General features: G+C 45.1%; 18 protein-coding genes. 15 read left to right on the top strand and 3 right to left on the bottom strand.

Features of this window, described 5'->3' with window-relative positions:
* Positions 1 to 41 precede the first annotated feature (41 nt).
* The gene (locus BLV33_RS09670) at positions 42 to 1,154 is read left to right on the top strand and encodes a low temperature requirement protein A (RefSeq protein ID WP_090798824.1); all 1,113 of its coding nucleotides are present in this window, start codon (positions 42 to 44) and stop codon (positions 1,152 to 1,154) included.
* A 126-nt stretch (positions 1,155 to 1,280) separates the two neighbouring features.
* Here the strand turns inward: BLV33_RS09670 and BLV33_RS09665 are convergent, their stop codons facing one another.
* A complete protein-coding gene (locus BLV33_RS09665) occupies positions 1,281 to 1,592 on the bottom strand; it encodes a hypothetical protein (RefSeq protein WP_090790473.1) in 312 nt (103 codons plus the stop codon).
* A 390-nt stretch (positions 1,593 to 1,982) separates the two neighbouring features.
* Here BLV33_RS09665 and BLV33_RS09660 point away from each other — a divergent pair, with 390 nt between their 5' ends.
* The 9 genes from BLV33_RS09660 (at position 1,983) to BLV33_RS09620 (ending at position 9,527) form a co-directional block, all read left to right on the top strand.
* Positions 1,983 to 3,587: a LytS/YhcK type 5TM receptor domain-containing protein gene (locus tag BLV33_RS09660; RefSeq protein WP_090790471.1), complete on the top strand. Its 1,605-nt coding sequence runs from the start codon at positions 1,983 to 1,985 to the stop codon at positions 3,585 to 3,587.
* Positions 3,588 to 3,595: 8 nt separating this feature from the next.
* Positions 3,596 to 4,339, top strand: a complete 744-nt coding sequence (locus tag BLV33_RS09655) for a LytR/AlgR family response regulator transcription factor (RefSeq protein ID WP_090790469.1) — start codon at positions 3,596 to 3,598, stop codon at positions 4,337 to 4,339.
* A gap of 139 nt (positions 4,340 to 4,478) precedes the next feature.
* A complete protein-coding gene (locus tag BLV33_RS09650) occupies positions 4,479 to 6,539 on the top strand; it encodes a carbon starvation CstA family protein (RefSeq protein ID WP_090790467.1) in 2,061 nt (686 codons plus the stop codon).
* Between the two features lie 5 nt (positions 6,540 to 6,544).
* Entirely contained in the window at positions 6,545 to 6,739 is a 195-nt protein-coding gene (locus BLV33_RS09645) for a YbdD/YjiX family protein (RefSeq protein WP_171909083.1), read from the top strand.
* A 164-nt stretch (positions 6,740 to 6,903) separates the two neighbouring features.
* A complete protein-coding gene (locus BLV33_RS09640; protein WP_253187018.1) occupies positions 6,904 to 8,004 on the top strand; it encodes an MBL fold metallo-hydrolase in 1,101 nt (366 codons plus the stop codon).
* An 84-nt stretch (positions 8,005 to 8,088) separates the two neighbouring features.
* Positions 8,089 to 8,559, top strand: coding sequence for an acyl-CoA thioesterase (locus tag BLV33_RS09635; RefSeq protein WP_090790463.1), 471 nt, complete (start codon positions 8,089 to 8,091; stop codon positions 8,557 to 8,559).
* Between the two features lie 87 nt (positions 8,560 to 8,646).
* On the top strand, positions 8,647 to 8,877 hold the full coding sequence (locus BLV33_RS09630; RefSeq protein WP_090790461.1) for a hypothetical protein: 231 nt from the start codon (positions 8,647 to 8,649) through the stop codon (positions 8,875 to 8,877).
* A gap of 33 nt (positions 8,878 to 8,910) precedes the next feature.
* Complete coding sequence (locus BLV33_RS09625; RefSeq protein WP_090790459.1) at positions 8,911 to 9,207, top strand: DUF6509 family protein; 297 nt, start codon at positions 8,911 to 8,913, stop codon at positions 9,205 to 9,207.
* A 77-nt stretch (positions 9,208 to 9,284) separates the two neighbouring features.
* Positions 9,285 to 9,527: a hypothetical protein gene (locus tag BLV33_RS09620; RefSeq protein ID WP_090790457.1), complete on the top strand. Its 243-nt coding sequence runs from the start codon at positions 9,285 to 9,287 to the stop codon at positions 9,525 to 9,527.
* A 7-nt stretch (positions 9,528 to 9,534) separates the two neighbouring features.
* Here the strand turns inward: BLV33_RS09620 and BLV33_RS09615 are convergent, their stop codons facing one another.
* Positions 9,535 to 9,849: a hypothetical protein gene (locus BLV33_RS09615; RefSeq protein WP_090790455.1), complete on the bottom strand. Its 315-nt coding sequence runs from the start codon at positions 9,847 to 9,849 to the stop codon at positions 9,535 to 9,537.
* 171 nt (positions 9,850 to 10,020) lie between these two features.
* On the opposite strand from BLV33_RS09615, the gene BLV33_RS09610 reads away from it, so the two are divergent.
* Entirely contained in the window at positions 10,021 to 11,841 is a 1,821-nt protein-coding gene (locus BLV33_RS09610) for an LTA synthase family protein (RefSeq protein WP_090798820.1), read from the top strand.
* 125 nt (positions 11,842 to 11,966) lie between these two features.
* On the opposite strand, the gene BLV33_RS09605 is transcribed toward BLV33_RS09610, so the two are convergent.
* Complete coding sequence (locus BLV33_RS09605) at positions 11,967 to 12,452, bottom strand: nitroreductase family protein (RefSeq protein WP_090790453.1); 486 nt, start codon at positions 12,450 to 12,452, stop codon at positions 11,967 to 11,969.
* 288 nt (positions 12,453 to 12,740) lie between these two features.
* On the opposite strand from BLV33_RS09605, the gene BLV33_RS09600 reads away from it, so the two are divergent.
* The 4 genes from BLV33_RS09600 to pstB all read left to right on the top strand — a co-directional run bounded on the left by BLV33_RS09600 (position 12,741) and on the right by pstB (position 16,375).
* Positions 12,741 to 13,667 carry a phosphate ABC transporter substrate-binding protein gene (locus BLV33_RS09600; protein WP_090790451.1) on the top strand — a complete coding sequence of 309 codons (927 nt, stop codon included), beginning with the start codon at positions 12,741 to 12,743 and terminating at the stop codon, positions 13,665 to 13,667.
* Positions 13,668 to 13,824: 157 nt separating this feature from the next.
* The gene (pstC, locus tag BLV33_RS09595) at positions 13,825 to 14,757 is read left to right on the top strand and encodes a phosphate ABC transporter permease subunit PstC (protein ID WP_090790449.1); all 933 of its coding nucleotides are present in this window, start codon (positions 13,825 to 13,827) and stop codon (positions 14,755 to 14,757) included.
* Entirely contained in the window at positions 14,754 to 15,611 is an 858-nt protein-coding gene (gene pstA, locus BLV33_RS09590; RefSeq protein WP_090790447.1) for a phosphate ABC transporter permease PstA, read from the top strand. Before pstC ends, pstA begins: the two co-directional genes overlap by 4 nt.
* A gap of 11 nt (positions 15,612 to 15,622) precedes the next feature.
* Positions 15,623 to 16,375, top strand: coding sequence for a phosphate ABC transporter ATP-binding protein PstB (gene pstB, locus BLV33_RS09585; RefSeq protein WP_090798818.1), 753 nt, complete (start codon positions 15,623 to 15,625; stop codon positions 16,373 to 16,375).
* The last annotated feature ends 19 nt before the right edge of the window (positions 16,376 to 16,394 follow it).

The following is a 16,394-nucleotide window of genomic DNA, read 5'->3' as shown; positions in this document are numbered from 1 at the left end:
GGATCCGGCACATCCAAACCAAGGGAGCTAAAGGATACATTATGGGAATTCAACATATCACTGCATTTGCTGAGAAAAAAGTTACCTGGCTGGAACTTTTTTATGATCTGCTTTTCGTAGCTGCAGTTTCAAAAGCAAGCCATGTCTTGTTACATGTCGAGAATGGTTCAATTCCCGCTGAATACTTAACTAAATTCGTCCTCATTTTTGTTCCGATCTGGTGGGCTTGGGTGGGGCAAACTCTATTTGTAAACCGCTTTGGACAAGACATCTCATCACACCGTATATTTTTGATTATTCAATTGTTTTTTGTATTAATCATGACGGCCAGCCTATCCGTTAATTTTGATCAAACCTATATTCCATTCTTTATAGGCTATGTTGGTTTAAGAGCCATGACAGCCATTCAATATCTTTCGGTACATAAAAAAGAAGCAGCTCATAGAAAGATAACTGCTCATTATTTGGGGAGTCGCTTTTGGATTGGTTTGTTGATATCTTCCTTCTCACTGTTCTTTGACTCATGGATTCGTTATGCCGTTTTGTATGCGGGCATTGCTGTAGACATTTTGATCCCATTAATTGGGCGGAAATACTTGGTGAAAACCCCCATAAATACTTATCATTTATTAGAACGCTTCTCGTTGTTTACCCTCATTCTACTTGGTGAATCCGTAATCAGTATACTTGCAGTATTACAGTCTAGCTACTGGAATTGGCAATCTATTGTATTTGCCTCCATGACTTTTTTATTAATTATTGCTATGTGGTGGCAATATTTTGAGAATCTTGAAAAGAAAGTGAACAAAAACATACAAACGGTCGGCCAAACCATTATTTATGGACATTTAGTCATTTATTTATCCATGTGTATGATTGCAGCTTCAATCCAGTTGTTATTTTTGGAACAATTAAAACATTCATTTATGTTATTTTTTATTTTTGGATCTGTACTGCTCTACTTTTTGTCAACTTCATTGGTTTTTCATAAATTTAGACACGTAGATCAAAGACTGGGGATATACCATTTAGCCTTATTTTTAGGGTTACTTGGAGGCTTTTTTATATTAGATTTGTTTGTCCTTGTACCCAATTACATGATCATTGGAGAAATTATGTTGTTCTTTGTTGTGTATGCTAAATTAACGAGTTGAACGATAGGAAAAGAGAGCGGACGGGCATGCTTGTAGTGCCAATCAATATTCCCCCAATATGCTGATACAATCAAAACAAGCACTTACGTTGATAACAAATCCATTTTGATTGACCAACCTGGCAGGTCAGTTAATTACCAGTTTTCCTTCGGCACTCTCCGCGACCACAGTAACTTCCCACTCGTTTTTGACCGGCGCAGCGCCCCAGCGGTGTGTAACCCCCGCTATCCATTCCGGGGAGTAAAACTCGTCAGCAGCCGCCTTTGAAGTCCACAGATAAATACCGATGACGGAGGTACCGTCCTCGGTGAACCCGAAGTACTTTCTAATCAACCCAGGAATGCCCGGATAACGATCCGCAACCTCTGTAAATTGCTTCTGTATGGCTGGCTTTGTCAATTCGGCGGGTACTTGGTACGTCCACATAACACAATACATAAGATCACGCCTCCCTAAATATTTGAACTCAAAATCATGCTTCATTTGAACCACTTCATTAGCCCTTGGGGCGGATAGCTACCCCTCGAGTGCATTAGAGTGGATTAATATGGCTATATATTTCGACAATGTGTCCAGAATCCTTCAAGTGGGATTTCGCGAAAATATGAGCCAGAGTAGATTGTTTGAAAGAGCGGGAGGATATGTATTTTAGCGATAATACGGTGAACCGTATCACAAATAGTGGTAAAGCGGAGAATCGAGTTTTTCCTTAAACCAAAGGTCGATGTCCTCAATATTTTAGGCCGGCCTTTTTCCTTTGATGCAAAAACAGCATACATCTGATAGGATAAATCTGATGAAGATTCCAGAAGGTGTGTGAATGGACCGATGCTGCATTTATCTGTCGATATGCTGGAGAGAGTCGGATTTTTGATCGCAATCGCGTTTGTCTTTTCTCGCAGCCGCTGGATGCGTAATTATATGAGCTATCAGGGTGACAAGGCGTACCAATGGAAGTTTATTCTATTTTTCAGTGCGTATGCGATCATTGGCACCTATTCCGGTGTAACTGTTTCCGAATATACCTATCAGCCGGCACCCTGGATTGGCGAAGTCTCACCTTCGGCAGCGATCGCCAATTCGCGTACCGTAGGGGTGGTCATTGCCGGGCTGCTCGGCGGCTGGAAGAGCGGATTGATCGTCGGCGCCGCTGCTGGATTGCATCGATACAGCTTGGGCGGCTTCGTAGCCGTAGCCTGTATGATCGCCCCGATTCTGCAGGGGCTTCTGTCCGGCCTCTATCGCAATGCGCTGAAACGGCGTTTTCGCAAGGTATCGTCGATGCAGCTCGCGTTTGTGATCGGCTTTGCCGCTGAATCGCTGCAAATGGCTTTGATTCTCCTGCTGGCCAAGCCTTGGGAGCAAGCCATCGGCTTAGTATCGCTGATCGGCTTGCCGCAAATTCTCGCCAACAGCATCGGCGTTGCCCTCTACTTCGTGCTGTACAATACGATAGAGCGGGAAGAAGACCGAATCGGGATGGAGCACGCGCAAAAAGCATTGCAGATCGCAGACAGGACCATGCCCTTATGGCGCTTGGAGTTTGAAAGGGCAGTTCGTGAAATTTCCAAAGTGCTGAATCAGGAAATGAATGCGGTAGGTGTATTTTTCAGCAAGAACGGCTCGAAATGGGTCATCGAGGGCAGGAAAACCAAGTACTACATCGATCTCTTTATTGAAATACCCAACAAGAAGCCCTTCGGCCAATTTCGGTTATATTATTTAAGGGAGCAAGATGTTAATCCATCCAGGCGGCGTATGCTGGTCTCACTTGCGGGATTGCTTTCTCAGCAATATGCCTTTGTGGAATCCGAGAGGCAGTCACAGCTGCTGGCTGATGCGGAAATTCGCTCGCTGCAGGCGCAAATGAATCCTCATTTTCTTTTTAACGTGCTGAATACAGTAAGATCCTATGTTCGGACCAAACCTGAAGAAGCGCGGCAGATGGTCAATCACTTGTCCAAATTCTTACGTAAAAACATGGGTAACAGCAACCAGACTATGGTCTCTATTCGGGATGAAATTGAATTGGTCATGGCCTATCTGAACCTGATCAAGGGGCGGCTAGGCGATCAACTGGAATTTACAACAGACATTGATGAACGTGTATTGAATCATTCCATACCGCCTTTTACCATACAGCCGCTGGTGGAAAACGCGATTGTTCACGGGCTCAAAAATATCAACAGAATCGGCATCATTCAAGTACGGATCAAGCAAGAGCTGGATGGCAGCGCACTTCATGCTCGAGTCACGGTCGAGGATAACGGAGTGGGCCTGAAGAGAGGGCAGCTCGATGGCCAGGAGGATCATGCCGGTTTGGCTTTAAACAATATCGAGCAGCGTCTGAGCTACCATTATGGTAAAGAACACCCGCTAGAAATCGAAAGTAAGCGGGGAGAAGGAACAAAAATCAGCTTTTGGGTGAGGTGAAGGTGCAAATGGGGTGGAATGTCGTGATTGCGGACGATGAAGCGCCGGCAAGAGAAGAGCTGGCCTATTTGCTCGAGCAAATTCCGGATGTGGATCAGATTACACAAGCGGTCTGCGGGATGGATGCGATCCGCAAAGTGAAGGAACATGGGCCGGATCTGATTTTTCTCGATATGGAAATGCCGGATATCAGTGGTCTTCAGGTAGCAGAAATCGTTGGAGAATCGAATCCGCAGATGAAAATTGTTTTCTCCACCGCGTATGATCAATATGCGATTGAAGCGTTCAAGCTCAGGGCCTTTCATTACATGCTCAAGCCTTACGATGAAGAGGATTTGAATATTATTTTTCGGGAATTGGGCAAAAAAAGGCAGGAAACAAGTCCGACTGCAGCCTCATCTGCAGCCGCAGGAACGTCCAGTGTGAAGCTGGCGCTTGAAATGGAAGAGGGCATTAAGTATGTATCACCTAAGGACATTGTTTTCATAAGCAAAGAAGGCAAATATGTGCAGGTTCATACCGCAAACAAGGCGTATGATGTTGCTTATCCTCTCTTCGAGCTGGAGCAAAAGCTGGAGCCGTTCGGCTTTTTCCGCTGCCACAAAAGCTACATCGTAAACCTTGCTTCGATTGTGGAGCTACGGAATTGGGTTAATGGCGCTTACAATCTTGTGATGGATGATTCTTGCAAAAGCACGGTTCCGGTCAGCCGAAATTATGTAAAAGAGCTGCGTTTGAGGCTGGAAATCTGACATCATAATAGCCGAATCATGCATGATGCGTCCAAAGCATTTCAGGTTTTTTGCAAACGCTTTATACTTAGATGCAAGCGCTGTCATTGTGTAATTAAAGTCATTTGCGCGAACATAAAATGCCTGGAGGAGAGAAATCATGAAAAACAAGTTTGTCTCATATTTGATCTGGGGTGCAGTAGCAGCGTTGGGTGCAGCAGGTTTTGCAATGATTGCGCTCTCAAGCGGTGAAACCATTTCGGCAGCGTGGCTGATTATTGCAGCGATTTGCACGTATGCGTTTGCTTATCGGTTTTACAGCCGTTTTATCGCCAGAAAAATCTATCAGCTGGATGACAACCGGGCTACTCCGGCACATGTACATAATGATGGCAAGGATTTTGTGCCGACTAACAAATTTGTACTCTTCGGCCACCACTTTGCCGCGATCGCGGGAGCAGGACCGCTCGTTGGACCCATCCTGGCCGCACAAATGGGCTACATGCCAAGTATCTTGTGGATCATTATTGGTGCTGTATTGGCAGGGTGTATCCAAGATTTCATAACACTCGTTGGTTCCATGAGAAGAGACGGTAAGTCGCTGGGTCAAATGGCCAAGGACGAGGTAGGCCGTTTCGGTGGCACCTTAGCATCGCTTGCAACCCTTGCCATTCTGATCATCATTGTTGCGGTTCTCGGACTGGTCGTTGTGAAAGCGCTGGCAGAATCCCCTTGGGGCTTGTTTACGATCGCAATGACCATGCCAATCGCCATTTTCATGGGCTTCTATATGCGATACATCCGTCCCGGCAAGGTTATTGAGGGTTCCATTATCGGCTTTGTGCTTCTGATGATCACCTTATGGGCAGGTCAATTTGTAGCGGAAAATGCAGTGCTGGCCAAAATGTTTACCTTTAGCGCGCCACAGATTGCCCTGATGATGGTTATTTATGGATTAATTGCTTCCATATTGCCTGTGTGGGTACTCTTGGCGCCACGCGATTATTTAAGCTCCTTCCTCAAAATCGGAGTGATCATCTTACTCGCTGGCGGCATTATGGTAATCCTGCCTGAACTAAAAATGCCGGCTGTGACCAAGTTTATCGACGGTACAGGGCCTGTCTTCTCGGGCAATATGTTCCCATTCCTGTTCATTACCATCGCCTGCGGCGCTGTTTCCGGATTCCATTCTTTGATTTCCTCCGGTACAACGCCAAAGCTTATTGAAAAAGAAAGCCATGCGCCTTTCATTGGATTTGCCGGGATGGCTGCCGAGTCCTTCGTTGCCGTGATGGCGCTGATTGCGGCATGTTCCCTCGAACCAGGCATTTACTTTGCCATGAATGCTTCCCCGGCTGTCATTGGAACAGATGCTGCCTCAGCAGCATCCAAAATCTCGACCTGGGGCTTTACCCTCACAGCTGATCAAATTACGGCAACCGCCAAGGAAATCGGTGAAAAATCGATCTTGTCCAGAACGGGCGGTGCGCCGACTCTTGCGGTAGGGATGGCTGAAATCTTCACTTCCTTCCTGGCAGGAGCCAAAGCGTTCTGGTACCATTTCGCGATTTTGTTTGAAGCTGTTTTTATCTTGACGGCGGTTGATGCCGGGACTCGTGTAGGCCGTTTTATGCTGCAGGATCTGGTAGGAAACTTCTATAAACCATTTGCCCAAACCAAAGTGTTCAGATATAATTTCATTGCTTCGCTGATCGTTTGCGCTTTATGGGGTTACTTCTTGTACCAAGGGGCGATCGACCCATTCGGCGGCATTAATTCCCTATGGTCCCTATTCGGAATCGCCAATCAAATGTTGGCTGCGATTGCGCTCGCAGTTGGAACCACGATTATAATCAAGATGGGCAAAGCCCGCTATGCCTGGGTAGGTATCCTTCCATTTGTTTTCCTTGCTGTGACTACGCTGACTGCCGGATTCCAGAAAGCTTTCTCCGGTAATACCAGCATCGGATTCCTGTCGGCGGCCAGGAAATATCAAGCCGGAATTGACGCCGGAACTGTGATCGCACCTGCCAAAAATATGAATGTCATGCATCAAATCGTAACCAACAATTATGTTGATGCTTTCCTGACCATTGCATTCGGAATTGTGGTCATTCTCATGATTATTGAATCCTTACGGGTTTGGTACAATATCGTTGTGCAAAAGAAGCAGCTTCAACTGAAAGAAGCACCATTCGTGCAATCCAATTTGGGGGCCTGATGCCAATGACAGCCATTATGAAGTTTGCCAAACAAGCCCGAACAACCATTAAGGTTATTTTTAATATTCCAGATTACGACAAGTATTTGAAGCATCAGCAAGACCATCATCCCGATCAAACCCCTCGGACGGAAAAAGAGTACTATATGGATTGTCTCAAAGATCGCTATGAGAGCGGTAAAATCAGAGGCTGCTGTTAAATAGAAAACGGAGTGCATGGGCCAGCCAGGCCTGATGTGCTCCGTTTTTTCATTTCTGGACTGCAAACTGTACATGAAACCCAGACATGGGTAAAATAATAAGGCAGCAACGTCACAGCCGGAGCAGCATATCACATTTGAATTTGGAGGTCTAGAAAAATTACATGTCCACAGTTGCCAGCATTGCAATGATCCTTATTTTAATTGTTTTAATCGGGATTCTATTTATGCGATACTTCCCGGCATTCGGCGGTAAATTGACTCCGGAACAAGTCCATACATACAACAGTCTGCATAACTTCTCCAAGGGAAAGTTCGTTTATGATCTGCCTTCGCCCATGGACATAAGCTTCAGAGGATACATGTCTATGGTAAAAGACTCATTAACAAGGCATACGAATAGAAGACCGAGAGAGCCGCTTCCCATGGTTCCAATAGACTTTGGTCCAGTTCCAGACCATGAAACAAGAATGACCTGGCTGGGTCACTCCGCTTTGTTGCTTCAAATGAACGGTAAAACGATCTTGATTGACCCTATGTTTGGCAGCTCCCCTTCGCCATTTCCAGGTATAGGGAGTAAAAGATACAGCGGCAAGCTTCCTTTTGAAATTGAAGATCTTCCGCCGATTGATGCTGTGATTCTCTCCCATGATCATTACGATCATCTGGATTATGGCTCTATCAATAAGCTTAAAGAGAAAATCGGACAATTCTTTGTACCACTCGGAGTAGGGCGCCATTTACGTAGATGGGGCATTGAGCCAGGGAAGATTCAAGAGTTCAACTGGTGGGATGAAGGTTCATTCGGCAAGATTCACTTGGCATGTACGCCTGCCAGACATTTCTCGGGAAGAAGTCTTGGGGATCGTGACACGAGCTTATGGTGTTCATGGGTGATTGAGAGTGAGCACAGCAGCCTATTTTTTAGCGGAGACGGCGGCTATGGACCTCATTTTGCCAAAATTGGAGAGAAGTATGGACCTTTTGACCTAACCACGATCGAATGCGGTCAATATGACTCACGTTGGCCTTCCACTCATATGATACCTGAAGAGACTGTTCAAGCCCATCTCGATGTCAAAGGTAAATTGCTAATCCCGATTCATTGGGGTGGTTTTACACTGGCCTTTCATGATTGGACGGATTCGATTGAACGGGCAGCCAAAGAGGCCAAAAGACGAAATACAGCTCTATCCTCTCCGAAAATTGGAGAACCGGTGATCGTCGGCTCTGCTGATTACCCTCATGCAGCTTGGTGGAAGTAGAAAGGTTGGATGTGCTATATGTACAGGTTGATCGTTATTGTATAATAGAGTGCAGCAAGAAGACTAGGAATCAAGGAGATAACCATGAGAAGAGCTTCCCTTATTCAACCAAATGCCGAAGAATGGCTCGGAAATTTTCATTTTTCAATTCCACTCAAGGTCAGATACAGCGAGACCGACATGCTGGGGCATCTCAATAACGTCAGCTATTTTATTTATTTCGAACAAGGCAGGGTCGATTATTTCGAGCATCTTGGCTTGTCGGATTATTTATTTAATGAAGAAGCGATTACCGTTGTCGCGGATCTGGAGTGCCAGTATCTGGCACAGGTATATCTGAAAGAGCCATTAAAGCTGTATATAAGAACAGCCAGTTTGGGGCGAACTTCTTTGGATTTGGAATATGCCTTGGTTGAAGAGACCAATGGTCAGTTGAAAGCTGTCGGCCGCGGGGCGATAGTTCGTGTAGACACAAAGAGCGGAAAAAGCAGTCGATTGCCTGAAGCCGCCCGGGACATAATTCGTTCCTTTGAAGGGAAGAGTCTGGCCGAGTAATCGAACAACGGAGAATCAGATGTTTAATGCTTCATTTATAAAGGGTAATGTTTAGGTGTGACAAACTTTTAATTGAGGTGAGCACACATGGACGAGTTTAAAGAGAGTGATAAGCGGATCGAGCAAAAAGGAAACAGGGACCATCCGGAGCAATATCCGACGGAAAAGGAAAGCCTGTTTGATATGTTTGAAAGCGAGCAAAACGTAGACCCTATCCCGATGGAAGACTTGAGCATGGAGAAAAAGGAAGAGAAGCCAAAGGAAGAATCCAAGCATCGTTCTTCAAGCGCCAATAAATATAAATCCGGTTTCGAATGAACTGAAAAATGGACAGGGGCGGACGAGGAAAAAATGTTAACGATTACCTCATATAGTGTAGAGATGATTAAAGACCCATTTGGTATTTTAACAGGAAAGCGATATGAGTTTTTGCTGGATCTCGAGGTGCCTAAGGATGACGAGCTTTTTTCTGAAAATGGGCTGTACATCAGAGTCATCTACTGGGTAGAAGGGGAACAGGCCGGGATCGTGAAATATCAATTCCTCGAGAAGCAAACAGACCGTTATCTGGAGTTCGATATGGAAGAGGACGAAGCCGCATTTGTGGAACAATTCTGCAAAGTGCATTTCATGGAAGCTGAGGAGTGAATAGGCTCGAGATTTAAAGAAACCCATTACGGTTATCCTAATGGCTGAAGTAAAAGTGGGAAAGGAGGATGTCTTCAATGGATTCCAAGAGTCTTGAAGAAAAACTCGCCGGACAGCTCGCAGAAAGTGAAATCGAGTTCGAGGATGCCGCAGAGGATGCCCGTAAAAGGCTCCCTGTCAAGACAGAAATCCGGATTCAGGCACTGATCGATCCTGTGGTGGAAGAAACCAGGCGATATCGGCAAATGGCAGAAGAAGTGGATGCGCGCTATAAGCGATATGATGAGCTGGTGGATCAATCGAAAGACATTCAGGAATAAAGCAAGCTCATTTGATAATTTTCAAGGACACGATATATTCATACGCAAAGGAACGAGGGATGAGAAACACAAATCCCTCGTATTTTTTGGTTGTGCGGCGGTGAAAAATTTCAATATATTCATCATCGATCAATTCCGTACATTTCTCATCCGCATAAATCAAACCATCCTCGACTTCTTTCATCGCTTCGATCAGAATGTCTTTGGAAGGAAGCTGACCGTCTATTTTTGTATATACCGTCCCGGTCGCACCATGATCCTGCACCACGATCATGACCTTTTTTATAGTTTTGGAAAGGCTATTCTGTTGCGAGGAGCTCATTAGTTATCCTTCTTCCATACACGTTTAGTGATATCTTATGTCGGAACCATAGACTCGGACTAGGCTGATGTTCAGGTATTTCCAATCCAGATGCATATTCTGCTTCCGGCCTGTGAACGCTAATTGAAAGAATTTCCTGTGTGCAGGGAGGCGTGAATTGGTTTGGGGAAAATGGTTGTGTGGGCATCACTGCTGATTTGGGTCAAAACCTATTACATCCAGCGGTTCGCTTTCGAGCTCCCTGTGGAGGGGGCGTATCAGGAATTTATTTTATGGATGAATCCGATAAGCTCCACGCTCTGCATGCTTGTAATGGGAATGCTCATTTTCAGACGCTATCCACGATTTGCAATCCTCCTGGTCAGCTTTTTTTCCTCATTAATCTTATCGATCAATCTCATTTACTATCGCTGCTTTAACGACTTCATCACATTTCCTGTACTCATGGAGTCCTCGAATTTGGGGGATTTATGGAGCAGTATTCTCGCCTTGGTCAGGATCACGGATTTATTTCTTTTCACGGATACGCTGCTCTTGGCCGTTTGGTTATATAAGAAGAAACAATCCCCCGTCAAACCATTAAACCGACTCCAACTATTAGCGCTTTGTCAAACCAGTGTTGTCCTCTTTGCAGTGAACCTATGCATGGCCGAATCTGTGCGTCCAGAACTTCTAAGCCGTACATTTGACCGCCAAATTGTCGTAAAAAGCATCGGTGCTTTTAATTATTTTGTGTATGATGCAGTGGTGAATTTGAGGCTCGAATCCCAAAAAGCGTTGACCGGTAAGCGTCATCTGGCTATGGCAGAGAGCTACAAGCAGCAAATGCCGCGGGATCAAATGAATCCGAGCATGTTTGGCATCGCCAAAGGACGGAATGTATTTCTGATTTCCATGGAATCGTTGCAAAGCTTTGTTATCGGGCAGTCCAGCAGCAACCAGGAGATTACTCCCTTTCTCAATCATTTGTTAAAAGAGAGCTTTTATTTCGATAATTTTTATCATCAAACGGGACAGGGCAAAACGTCAGACGCTGAATTTATGATCGACACCTCGTTATATGCGCTCCCGAGTGGCGCCGTTTTTTTTACCCACCCGAACAATGCTTATCAAGCCTTGCCGAAGACACTCAAGGAGCATGGTTATTATCCCGCGGTTTTTCATGCAAATCACAAAACCTTCTGGAACCGTAATTTAATGTACCCGGCACTTGGGTATGAACGATTCTTTTCTTCTGCTGACTATCAAATTTACGCGGCAAATTCCGTGGGATGGGGACTAAAGGATATTCCCTTCTTTGAGCAATCAATAGGTTTGATCAAGTCGCTTCCCAAGCCTTTTTACTGCAAGCTCATAACCTTAACCAATCACTATCCCTTCACACTGGAAGCCAAGGATAGGCTGATCGCGGAATACGATTCAAACTCTGGAACACTCAATCGGTATATACCGTCCGTTCGATACATGGATGAGGCGTTGAAGCAGTTTTTTGAGCAGGTCAAAGCTGCGGGGCTGTACAACAACTCCATGTTCATTTTGTATGGAGATCACAATGGGATCTCTCAAAAACACAACAAGGCCATGGCCGCCTTTCTGGGCAAAAAGAAAATCACGCCATTTGATCATATTCAGCTCCAAAAAGTGCCGCTGTTCATTCACATTCCCGGCGTTTCGGGACAAACCATCCACACCCTTGGAGGCCAGGTAGATTTGAAGCCGACGATTCTTCACCTGTTAGGGCTCGAGGCAGAGCGCGAGGTGCGCGTTGGGAATGATTTGTTTGGATTGAATAGGCCTGAATTTACGGTGCTGCGAAATGGCAGTTTTATTACGGATAAGCTGGTGTTCACTCGGAATAAATGCTATGACAAAGCAACCGGAGAGAAGACAAATGCAGCAGCATGTGAACATTGGAAGGAGAAAGCTGCAGAAGCATTGAACTATTCGGACAATATTATTTTTGGGGATCTCTTAAGGACGATAGCGCATTGAGCGTAGAGTGATTCCAGAAGCATGTCGGTACGACAAGAGGCTGCACTAGACATAATACCACTGTCGATTTCAGGGTATTACGACTAGTACAGCCTCTTTCAATTACTTAAAACGAACGGATCGCGCTAAGGCAGCTCTCTCATTTTTTCCGTGATCGGCGTCCTTGGCTTGACGGGGGGAATTTCGGCAGGATAGCCGATACCTAAGATTCCGATCACATCGTAGTCACCCGGAACCTCCATGAGTTCACGATTGTGAGCGGCGGCGCCTAACGAACTCCAGGTCACTCCAAGACCAGCTGCAGTTGCAGCCAGCTGGAAATTTTGCGCGAAGGAGGCTGCTGCGATTACATTCTCATCCCTGGCTAGCTGAGAAGACGCTGGCTGTGATAATAAAGCCAGAAGAACAGGAGCATCCCCAAAATTAGCTTTATGGTTTAGCTTAATCCTCGTTTCTGGTCCGATAAAAACGATCTCCCAGGGCTCTGTCATGCGATGATTCGGCGCATAGCTTGCGGCTTCCAGCCACGATAAAACTTGCTCCCGAGCTACAGGGTCAGTTTTGAATTTTTTAATATTACGGCGAGCCATTATGGCATCCATAACATCCATGTGAAACATCTCCTTTGTTTATTCCGAATCAAAAATAAGTATGATGAACAATGTCATTGTACCATCATCCTTAATCCGGAAGCGAACGTCATTAGCGGAATTTAAGTCCTATTGGGATATTATGAGCCTAATTGAATCCGTTATCCGAAAATCCGTGATTCAGATTCTAGGCAACCAAATGATGTTAAACAAAAGTTTTACATTCCCTTAACGTTTCACATGCATGAATTTTACAATGGCTTGTTAAGATAACTGAGGATGATAAAAACAAAGGAGGACATGCTGACAATGTCAAAGTTCATGTCGAAAAAAGGAATCATTTTTGCGATTTCAGCAATTCTATTAATGGGGGTTGTAGCAGGTTGCGCTAATACAGATAATAAGAACGCAGCTTCTGCTTCACCAAAAGCTTCTGCACCTGCAGCTACTACTTCCGCAACAGCTGCTCCAACTGCTTCTGCAACACCAATCGAAGGTACGGTAACAGCTTCCGGTTCCAGTGCGCTTCTTCCTTTGGTTAAACAAGCAGCAACAGATTTCATGGCCTTAAATCCAAAAGTAACCATCAACGTAACTGCCGGCGGTTCCGGTGTAGGCGTGAAAAACGTAGCAGACGGCACTTCCGATATCGGTAACTCCGATGTTGAGCCAGCAGCTGAATACAAAGACAAAGGTCTTGTTGACCACCAAGTTGCAATCGCTCCTTTTGCTTTAGTTGTAAACAAAGACGTAAACGTCGATAACATTACCAAAGCGCAAGCTGCTGATATCTTTATGGGCAAAGTGACGAACTGGAAGGAAGTTGGCGGTAAGGATGCCAAAATTACAGTTGTTCACCGTCCAGACAGCTCCGGTTCCCGTAAATTGGTTCAAACCATTATTCTCGACGGAAAAGACTTTACTAAAGAAGGACTTACTCAAGAAACTACCGGTGCAGTAAAAACTACAGTTGCCAGTACAACAAGCTCAATCGGTTACATTGATACTCCTTATCTTGATGACACTTTGAAAGCTTTGAAAATTGATGGAGTAGCTTACTCTGAAGATAACATCAAGAACGGATCTTACAAATTGTTTGGAGTAGAGCACATGTATACAAAAGGTGAAGCAAAAGGCGCAGCCAAAGCATTCATCGATTTCATCTCAAGCAAAGAATTCCAAGGCAAGCAAGTAAGGGATCTGAAATTCTTACCAGCAGACCTGTTGAAAAAATAAGAAACTGATTTTTTTAAAAAGGCGGTGCATATGCATCGTCTTTTTTTTGCATCAAAGAATAGAAAGTTTACATTCCCTTTACAATTCATTGACAATCCATTTACATTCGTAGCCTATCATAAGAATAGTGTGTAATTTGATAAAGGGGGATCTACCATTGGCGCCAGTGGCAGACAAGCTTAAAAAAACATCAGAATCCAATCGGCCCAAGTCTGCGAAATGGACCAAAGCTCAGCACCGACAGGATCATTTGCTTAAATGGATATTTATCGGAAGCGCTATTCTTGTATCTGTGATCATTTTTTCCATTATTGCATTTGTCGGCTTGCAAGGGCTTAAGACCTTTCAGACCGTAAGTCCATTGGAGTTTTTCTTTTCTACAGATTGGACCCCTTCGACCAATAAATTCGGTGCATTGCCATTTTTGTACAGCACCTTTTTATTAACCATCATTTCGGCCTTGCTTTCTGTGCCGCTTGCTCTATCCGGAGCTATGTTTATGGCCAAAATCGCACCGAAATGGATGAGAGAAATTCTTCGTCCGGCAACGGATCTTTTTGTCGGTATTCCCTCTGTCGTCTATGGATTGATCGGACTTACGGTTATCGTCCCATGGCTAGGTAAGATGACGGGCGGCATCGGATATGGCATTTTACCCGCCGCGATCATTCTGGCTATCATGATTTTACCTACAATTCTTTCCATATCGGAGGATGCCATTCGATCTCTTCCGGAGCGATTAGAGGAAGCTTCACTTGCGCTTGGAGCTACAAGGTGGCAGACTTTATGGCGTGTTTTGCTACCGGCAGCCAGACCCGGCATTTTAACAGGAATTATACTTGGGATGGGACGCGCCGTCGGAGAAACGATGGCTATTTTTATGGTCATTGGGAACTCACCGCAAATGCCTAAATCCTTGCTGGTATCCACCACAGTTTTAACTACAGCTATTGTCAAAGATATGGGGAACACCAATTACGGCTCGACATGGAACAATGCGCTCTTTCTTATGGCATTAGTGCTCTTGTTGATATCGATGGGTTCCATTATAGTTATACGTATGGTTGCCAAAAGGAGTGAGCTGAAATGAACAGTAAAACGACCGATCGTCTGGCTACAATTTATTTCTGGGCGGCAGGATGCTTTATTGTATTTCTCTTGGCCTGGTTTTTGATCAAAATTTTAGGTGACGGCCTTCCACAGCTGTCCTGGAAATTTATCTTCGGTAAACCTCAGGAAATTATGGCAGGCGGGGGTGTAGGGCCTCAGCTGTTCAACTCTTTTTATATATTGTTTTTGTCCTTGCTCATATCGGTCCCCATTGGTTTTGGAGCAGGTATATATTTAGCGATTTATGCGAAAAAGAACAAATTTACCGATATCGTGAGGATTTCGGTTGAAGCTCTTGCCTCCGTACCTTCAATTGTGTTCGGATTGTTCGGTTTTTTACTCTTTGTGAACTTTCTCGGATTGAAGTTTTCGATTATTGGCGGTGCCGCGACGCTGTCGCTGCTAAACCTTCCTGTTCTTGTAAGGGTCACGGAAGAATCCATTCGCGCAGTCCCCGAATCTTACTGGGAAGCAAGCCTCGCGCTAGGTTCAACCAGATGGCAAGCCATCCGCAAAGTGTTAATTCCGGCTTCTCTGCCCAGCCTGATCACAGGGGTTACCTTGGTTGCCGGTCGCGCATTAGGAGAATCTGCGATTCTTATTTATACGGCGGGATTATCCGTCTCCCGTTTCTTCCCCGACTTCAACCCGCTCAAAATGGGGGAAACGCTGTCTACGCACCTCTGGTATGTGCAAGCAGAATCGCTTGTACCCGATGCCAAGCACATTGCTCAGGGCAGTGCGGCCCTGTTGTTAATCGTGGTGCTGATCTTTAACTTTTTAGTGGCTATTCCCAGCCGAATTTTACAAAAAAGATTATCCGGGGGTAAATAATCGTGGCGACGATGCATAAGATTAAAGCGGAGAAACTAAACCTTTTTTATGGGGATAACCATGCCCTGCATGATATAGATCTTAATATTGGGGCTAATACAATTGCGGCTTTGATCGGGCCTTCAGGATGCGGGAAGTCGACTTTTTTGAGGACCTTGAATCGGATGAATGATCTGATTGACGGTGTACGGATTAATGGTGAAGTTCTTGTGGATGGGCAAAATATTTACTCGTCGGATTCCGATGTGGTTGCACTGAGAAAAAGGGTAGGCATGGTATTCCAGCGCCCTAATCCATTCCCGATGAGCATTTATGATAACATAGCTTACGGTCCGCGTATCCATGGCACCAAGAAGAAGCCCGTACTGGATGAAATCGTTGAACACAGTCTGGTTCAAGCCGCCCTGTGGGATGAGGTCAAAGATCGTTTGCATAAATCCGCGCTGGGGTTGTCCGGTGGACAGCAACAGCGTTTATGTATCGCACGCCTTTTGGCCGTCGAGCCTGATGTGCTATTAATGGATGAGCCTACCTCCGCATTGGATCCCATCTCAACTTTAAAAGTGGAGGAGCTTACGCAAATCTTAAAGGAACGTTATACTATAATTATCGTGACCCATAATATGCAGCAAGCCGCGCGGATTTCCGATATGACCTCCTTTTTCCTGAATGGGTACCTGGTTGAAACCGATCAAACCGACAAGATTTTTACCAATCCGCACGATCAGCGTACGGAAGATTACATTACCGGACGTTTCGGATAATCATGAAGGAGTGCTGCTA

The organism is Paenibacillus sp. GP183 (assembly GCF_900104695.1).
Lineage (GTDB): Bacteria > Bacillota > Bacilli > Paenibacillales > NBRC-103111 > Paenibacillus_AI.
Note: the sequence above shows the minus strand (reverse complement) of the source record. Positions and strands in the feature narration are given on the sequence as shown.